The 7,782-nt window shown below is 42.1% G+C and carries 5 protein-coding genes, 2 tRNA genes and 1 pseudogene; 3 read left to right on the top strand and 5 right to left on the bottom strand.

The window, feature by feature from the left end:
• The 3 genes from B3182_RS10920 to B3182_RS10910 all read left to right on the top strand — a co-directional run.
• A partial coding sequence (locus B3182_RS10920) for a type ISP restriction/modification enzyme (RefSeq protein ID WP_349677696.1) occupies nucleotides 1–832 on the top strand: 832 nt, incomplete at its 5' end.
• Between the two features lie 68 nt (nucleotides 833–900).
• A protein-coding gene (locus B3182_RS10915) for an IS3 family transposase (RefSeq protein WP_414673534.1) occupies nucleotides 901–2,117 on the top strand; the annotation gives its coding sequence in 2 pieces (ribosomal slippage) (nucleotides 901–1,216 and nucleotides 1,216–2,117; 1,218 coding nt in all).
• Nucleotides 2,118–2,210: 93 nt separating this feature from the next.
• Complete coding sequence (locus B3182_RS10910) at nucleotides 2,211–3,857, top strand: P-loop ATPase, Sll1717 family (RefSeq protein WP_292356755.1); 1,647 nt, start codon at nucleotides 2,211–2,213, stop codon at nucleotides 3,855–3,857.
• 593 nt (nucleotides 3,858–4,450) lie between these two features.
• Here B3182_RS10910 and B3182_RS10905 read toward each other — a convergent pair.
• The 5 genes and pseudogenes from B3182_RS10905 to alaS all read right to left on the bottom strand — a co-directional run.
• A tRNA-Arg gene (locus tag B3182_RS10905) sits at nucleotides 4,451–4,527 on the bottom strand.
• A 61-nt stretch (nucleotides 4,528–4,588) separates the two neighbouring features.
• Nucleotides 4,589–4,678 (bottom strand) — tRNA-Ser (locus tag B3182_RS10900).
• 54 nt (nucleotides 4,679–4,732) lie between these two features.
• Complete coding sequence (gene csrA / locus B3182_RS10895; protein WP_014706856.1) at nucleotides 4,733–4,918, bottom strand: carbon storage regulator CsrA; 186 nt, start codon at nucleotides 4,916–4,918, stop codon at nucleotides 4,733–4,735.
• A gap of 226 nt (nucleotides 4,919–5,144) precedes the next feature.
• Entirely contained in the window at nucleotides 5,145–6,365 is a 1,221-nt protein-coding gene (locus B3182_RS10890) for an aspartate kinase (RefSeq protein WP_292356753.1), read from the bottom strand.
• Between the two features lie 3 nt (nucleotides 6,366–6,368).
• Nucleotides 6,369–7,782 (bottom strand): annotated as a pseudogene (gene alaS, locus B3182_RS10885) (alanine--tRNA ligase); the annotation flags it as partial.

The raw sequence follows: 7,782 nt of genomic DNA, 5'->3' as shown, positions 1-7,782 counted from the left end.
TCCGATAAACCCGGTACGATTCAACCAATTACCTGAGGATGGCAGGGACTGGAAAGTAGATCTAGCTAAAGTAGATTTACTTAATCAACATACGAATGAAGACATTCTCTATAGACCTTTTGATGTTCGGAAAACGGTCTTCACTGGAAATTCGAAAGGTTTTCTTGCATATCCACGTACCAAAATAATGCAGAATTTTATCTCTGTTGAGAATGTTGCATTGATTTTCGAAAGATCATCTGTATTAAAAAATTACACCAATTTCTTTATTTCTAACTCTCTAGTTGACCTACATGTTCTGGATACTGCGTACGCAAATGGTTACGTTGCTCCACTGTATATTTTTCATAAACAGAATATTTTCGAGAGCACTACTGAGAAAACACCTAACTTTGATAACAAAATTCTCAATGATATTTGTGAGTCAGTTGGATTACCATTAAGTTTACATAGAAAATCTCGTGAAAGCTTTACCCCTATTGATCTGATGGATTATGTGTACGCTGTTTTACACAGCCCAACTTATCGAAATACATATATTGAATTCTTGAAAATAGATTTTCCTCGTATTCCTTACCCCAAAAAAAGTACCTTTTGGAAACTTGTGGAGTTGGGTGCTGAGCTGAGAATGCTTCACCTCTTAGATAGTAAGTTATTGCTAAATTCGATGACGACCTTCCCGTTAGCAGGTGATAATAAAATAACCAAGAAAATGACAAAAAATAGTCCCGCATATGAAAAACTTGATACGAAGAATGGGAAGGTATGGATAAACGAGCAACAATATTTTGATAATGTACCTTTGATTGCCTGGGATTCTTACATTGTGTAATAGCCCCATTTTAAAACGGACACTCAATTATTAAGCGATAGGCTTAGACCTATCTTTAAGGAGTGTCTATGGAACGTATTGAAATTTTTACTGGCGAACAGCGTCGTCGTCGCTATACTCCGCAGGAGAAAGCCAAATTTGTTGCCATGAGTATGCAGCCAGGGTATTCGGTGTCACTGGTGGCCAGACAAAACGGCATCACCCCAAGTTTATTGTTTAAGTGGAAGAAACTCATGCAAGACGGTGGCATGTCGGCAATTCAATCTGGTGATGAAGTGGTCAGCTCAGCTGAGCACAAAGCGTTGCAGAAAAAAGTGAAGCAACTTGAGCAACTGCTTGGCCGCAAAACCATGGAAACGGAAATTCTGAAAGAGGCGCTGGAGATAGCTCAGTCAAAAAAGTTACTATCGCGCATGCCATTGTTGCCACCGGACGATTCCCTCTCATCCGAGTCGTAAGTGCACTGGGTGTGTCGCGCTCTAATCTTTACCAACGGATTAATGGGCGACAAGCCGGCCGTCCGACACGTTACAGCAAATCAGACGATGCCTTGCTGTTGCCACTGATTGAGAATTTGTGTGACAAACGTGCAACCAATGGCTATCGACGTATTACGGCGCACTTAAATCGCCAGTTAAAATCGGGAGAGCATGCATTTGTGAAAGTGAATCCAAAGCGGATTTACCGCATCATGCGACTGAATAATTTGCTGTTAGCGAAGCATACTGGTCGTGTTGGTGATAATCGAGCGCATGAAGGCAAGGTTATTACCCTTCACTCCAACACACGTTGGTGCTCAGATGGTTTTGAGATCGGCTGTTGGAATAAAGAAAAAGTCCGAGTGGTGTTTAGTCTCGACTGCTGCGACCGTGAAGTCATGAGTTATGTTGCCACCACCACTGGCATTAACGCTTTGATGGTGCAGGACGTATTGGTCGAAAGTATTGAAAAGCGGTTTGGTGATGTTCAAGAGCTACCTCGCCAGGTTGAGTGGCTGACCGATAATGGGAGTTGCTATATTGCCGATGACACTCGGCAGTTCGCGAAATCACTGGGCTTTAAGGTATGCACAACCCCCGTGAGAAGCCCTGAGAGCAACGGCATGGCTGAGGCGTTTGTGAAGACCTTCAAACGTGATTACGTGTATTTGAATGACCGACCAGATGCGGCAACCGTCATGGCGCAGTTGTCTGATTGGTTTGAGGACTACAACAATTATCATCCGCATAGCGGATTGAAAATGATGTCACCGAGGGAGTATCGAGCTCTTAAAGTGGCAAGCTAGGTGTGTCCGTTTTAGTGGGGGCAACTACAATAACTAACTAAGTTGAACAATCATTTAATAGCTGGATAAGTAGATATCCTTACAGGAATATAGATGGTCTTGAAAATAAAACGAAATACGGTTTTAGGTGCCCTTGATGCTGAAACAGATACAAAACTATTAGAAAGCTGCTTTGTTGATAAAGGCGATTTATCTAGATTGATGGATGTAAATGACCCTTCGGCTATTATCCTAGGTAGAACCGGTTCAGGCAAAAGTGCATTAATGTATAAAATACACTCCGTTTCTGAAAACTCCATTCGCCTTGACCCGAACGACATATCTGTAAGCTTTCTTGAGTATTCAAATATTATTCAATTTTTTGAGGCTTTGAATATCAACTTGGATTTATTCTATAGGCTGCTATGGCGCCACATACTTACTGTTGAATTATTGCGCCTTCGATATAATATAAAAAGTGCAGGAGATGCAAAAAGTCTACATACAAGAATTTCTACTTTTTTTAAGAAAGACAGGGTTAAGACTAAAGCCTTGGAATACTTTGAAGAATGGGGTGATAGATTCTGGTTGGATACAGACGAGCAACTTCGTGAGATAACCAGTAGATTAGAATCACAAACTAAAGCTGGTATCACGGGTAAATTTCCGAATGTTAATCTTTCTGTTGAAGGGGTAGAAAAACTATCCGAGAATGAACGCACGGAGATTAAACAGAGAGCAACTCAAGTTGTTAATTCCCTTCAAGTTAAAAAGCTAAATGAAATTATAAATTTGCTTGCTGAATTTGCTTTCGATGATATGCAGCGTAAATATTATATTCTAATCGATCAGCTGGATGAAGACTGGGCAAATACTAATACTAGATGCAGGTTTATACGAGCTTTAATTGAAGAGATTAAAAACTTTAGAAAGCTTCCTCCGGTTAAAATAATAATTGCGCTCAGAAAAGACCTTTTAGAATTAGTTTTTGATAAAACTAGAGACTCAGGTTTCCAACAGGAAAAATATGAGTCCTATATTTTACCTTTGATATGGTCAGCGGAAGATCTAAAATCGTTAGTTGAGCTGAGAATAAATGAAGTATTTAAAAGTCAATATACGAGACAGGATGTGGGGTTTGACGATATATTTCCTGCTGCAAAAAAGGGTGGAGGGCAGACATCCTTTGATTATATGCTCGAAAGAACGCTCTGGAGACCAAGAGATATTTTACAATTTTCTAATGAATGTTTTAACGTTGCTTTTGATAGAGAAAGAATTTCATGGCGCTCAATAGTTGCAGCTGAGAATTCTTATTCTAAAAAAAGGTTGAGATCGCTTTCAGAAGAATGGAGTGAATTTTATCCAAACCTATCAATCGTGATGGAGTTGTTACGGGGCAGGGTTGCAGAATTTTCAAGAGGCAAGATTACTACTTCACAGTTAGAAGAAATCATGACGCAATATGCTGACGTCACAACTCCTGATGACTGTTTTGAGATTATTGATGCTTATTTAAATTCAAAAGTTAGAGAATTCGATGTTCAAGCCACTCTACTGATGTGTTTGTATAGAGTAGGTGCAATTGGTGTAAAAATAAGCACATTAGAAACTTTTATATGGTCTTTTATAGATCAACCAACTATTTCAAAGGGCGAAATAAAAAGAACCGATAAAATTAAAATTCACAAAATGCTCTTCAGAGCTTTAGATATATCTGCCGAGTTCCATCAAGAGTATGGTCAGATGAGTGCCGATTAAGTCTAGAATTAAACTATAACTTGGAATTTAAAACATCAACCTCTTCTGCTTGAGTTCTTTATTTGCGTTTCCATCAACTGGATATTATTAAGGATAGAGAACTGCCTAAAATTGCTCGTGAGAAAAAAAGTCGAATAATTTCTTCGTTACTGTTTTCCTTAACGAGCTTGGTATCAAAAATACCTTGGGAACATTCTCTAGGTATTTTTTAGTATTGGCTGGTCTTGGTTAGCTCATAATTGAAGCTGTAAAGTCTGATAAATTCAAATAAAACGATTTTCGATTATTTCCATACAGATCCTCTCCATGAAGAGAAATTAATATTTATCTCTCAATAAATGAGTGTTCTGAATCATCAAATACGCTCTAATCTCCATTTTCAGCGATTTAGTCAGGGTGGTGGAAAAGCGATGACAAGGCTCTATCTATTGTTTATGTAGATTACTCATCAATAGCCGAGCCGAGCGAATTCAGTTTGCTCTTTATACACAGGTTATGACAGATAAACTTAGTTAGATTTTCGAACAGCAAACGCCAGAAACAAAAAAGCAGCTATCAAATTAATGATAACTGCTTCGATGTACTTCAATTTTTGGTGCGCCTGGCACGATTCGAACGTGCGACCGCCTGGTTCGTAGCCAGGTACTCTATCCAGCTGAGCTACAGGCGCTTTAAAGCGTGAAATTGTACTGTTTTTTACTGATTATCACAAGGATAATTTCAGAAAAAAATGGCGGAGAGCGAGGGATTCGAACCCTCGATAGGGATTAACCTATACACCCTTAGCAGGGGCGCGCCTTCAGCCACTCGGCCAGCTCTCCATCAAGCCGGCCATTATACCAGCTGTGATTCTTTTGGCTAGTCGATTTGCCTAATTAACCTGCGTTTGATTGATCTTTTTCAGCTTGAATACGATCATAGATTTCTTCACGGTGAACTGTGACATCTTTTGGTGCATCTACACCGATTCTTACTTGATTACCTTTGACACCCAGTACATTTACAACAACATCATCACCGATGATGAGAGATTCTCCAACGCGACGTGTAAGTATTAACATGTTATTCCCCTTTCAGTATAAAATCTGGCACCGAGGGGGAGGAGAGTGATGACTCCTTTCGTTGAGCTAGGCCTCGTGCCAGTTCCGTTTATTTCCTTTTGGAAGATCTTCTGTCTTCCTTCCTCTATGACAGCGTTGGACAATAAATTATCCGCTTATCTTTGGTGGAAAGTATATCAGGATAGTTGCACCTTATCGATAGGAAAAACTTCCTGATATCAATGGTTTACTTAGCTTGTTCTAGCTGGAATGCCTTATGTAACGCTCTTACGCCCAGTTCCAGATATTTTTCATCCACCACAACTGAGATTTTAATCTCGGAGGTGGAGATCATGCTGATGTTAATATTTTCCTGTGCCAGGGTTTCAAACATCGTACTGGCAATACCTGCATGTGAACGCATACCCACACCAACCAGTGAAATTTTTGCGATATGCTCATCGCCTGTAACTTCACGGGCACCCATGGATTCTGAGGTTTCTTTCAGTAATTTCAACGCTGTTTGATAATCATTGCGGTGAACGGTAAAGGTGAAGTCGGTAGTGGAATCATGACCAGTGTTTTGGATAATCATATCCACTTCGATATTTTTCTTGGCAATTGGCCCCAGAATTTTATAGGCGACACCTGGTTGATCAGGGACGCCTAAAATAGTTAGTTTTGCCTCATCGCGATTAAAGGCAATACCTGAAATAAGCGCTTGTTCCATTGAGGGTTCCTCAGAGGTAATTAATGTGCCGCCACCGTCAGTAAATGATGAAAGTACGCGTAATGGCACGTTGTATTTTCCAGCAAATTCGACCGAGCGAATCTGCAAAACTTTTGCTCCCAGGCTGGCCATCTCGAGCATTTCTTCAAAGGTAATGTGATCCAGCCGACGTGCTTCCGGGACAACGCGTGGATCAGTGGTATATACACCATCCACATCAGTATAAATCTGACATTCATCGGCTTTTAACGCCGCAGCCAACGCCACCGCAGTAGTATCGGAACCACCACGACCCAGCGTAGTAATATTGCCTTGCTCGTCACACCCCTGGAATCCTGCAACGACGACAACTTTGCCATCGCTAAGATCCTGACGCATTTTTTCATCATCGATCTGCATGATGCGGGCTTTGTTATGTGCATCGTCAGTGAGGATTTTTACTTGGGATCCGGTATAGGATTGTGCTGGCATACCCATTTGCTCAAGTGTCATGCTGAGCAGGGCAATCGTGACCTGTTCACCCGTTGACAATAGAACATCCAGTTCACGGCCACGTGGGTCTGGATTAATTTCTTTCGCCAAAGCCAGTAAACGATTGGTTTCGCCGCTCATCGCGGAGACGACCACCACGATATCGTGACCATCTTTACGATATTGAATAACTTTTTTAGCGACTTCCTGGATACGTTCTACAGAACCGACTGAAGTACCGCCGTATTTTTGTACGATAAGTGCCATGACTTAATTTTCCAGCTTAGATGCCACCCAGTTCGGTGACGGAGTCGAGTGCAGCAGTTAATTTTTGTGGTTCGCTACCACCGCCTTGTGCCATATCTGGTCGGCCGCCACCTTTACCACCTACTTGTGCGGCGACATGCGATACCAGGTCACCGGCCCGAATTTTATCGGTCACATCTTTAGTGACACCGGCGATTAAGGTGATTTTTTCACCTTCTACAGTTGCCAGAATAATGGCGGCACTGCCCAGTTTGTTTTTAAGTTGATCAACCGTATCACGCAGGCTTTTTACATCAGCCCCTTCAAGATTGGCGGCCAGAACTTTTATCGATCCAATTTCGGTAGCAGATGCTGCCAGATCGGATCCGGCACTGCTGGCGAGTTTGGATTTAAGGGATTCCAATTCTTTTTCAAGCTGACGGGTGCGTTGCACCAGTTGCTGGGTTTTTTCTTCAATATTTTCTGGTTTGGCTTTGACCAGTTCGGAAATGCTATTGAGGCGGTTTTCTGATTGTTCAATATAGTTCAGCGCTGCTTCACCGGTGACCGCTTCAATACGGCGAACACCTGAAGCAATGCCGGTTTCATTGGTGATCTTCAATAAACCGATATCACCTGTGCGGCCAACGTGTGTACCACCGCAGAGTTCAATCGAAAAGTCACCCATGCTCAGCACGCGAACTTCGTCATCATATTTCTCACCAAACAGTGCCATGGCACCGCTTTGACGCGCTTTTTCAATTGGCATCAGGCGGGTTTCAACAGCATGGTTCACACGGATGTGCTGATTAACCATTCGTTCAATTTCACGAAGTTGTTCAGCGGTCACCGGTTCAAAATGCGAAAAGTCGAACCGCAAACGTTGTGAATCAACTAATGAGCCTTTTTGTGTCACATGTTCACCAAGCACATTTCGCAATGCAGCATGTAACAGATGTGTCGCAGAGTGATTCAGTGCCGTTGCCTGCCGATTATATTCATCGACATGTGCAATGACCTGTTGGCCTACTTCAAAGGTACCGTCTTTACATTCGCCAATATGGGTAAAGGCTTTACCCTGTTTGCGAGTGTCTTTGACAATAAAGTGTGCACCCGCCGTATTAATTTCACCCTGATCACCGACCTGACCACCGGATTCAGCATAAAACGGAGTGTGATCCAGAACGATAATGCCTTGCTGACCGGCATGCAGTTTGTCGACATTTTCGCCATCAACCAGCAGGGCAGTGATCACGCCTTCATTACGCATATGATCGTAACCACAGAAAACAGTTTCACCATCAATAATCAGCGTTTCGGACAAACCACCACCAAACTGACTGGCGCTGCGGGCACGATTGCGTTGTGCTTCCATATGACGTTCAAAACCTGCAACATCAATCGTCAAACCACGTTCGCGGGCAATATCGGCCGTTAG

The sequence above is a fragment of the Methylophaga sp. UBA4204 genome, from assembly GCF_002379485.1.
Classification (GTDB): domain Bacteria; phylum Pseudomonadota; class Gammaproteobacteria; order Nitrosococcales; family Methylophagaceae; genus Methylophaga.
Note: the sequence above shows the minus strand (reverse complement) of the source record. Positions and strands in the feature narration are given on the sequence as shown.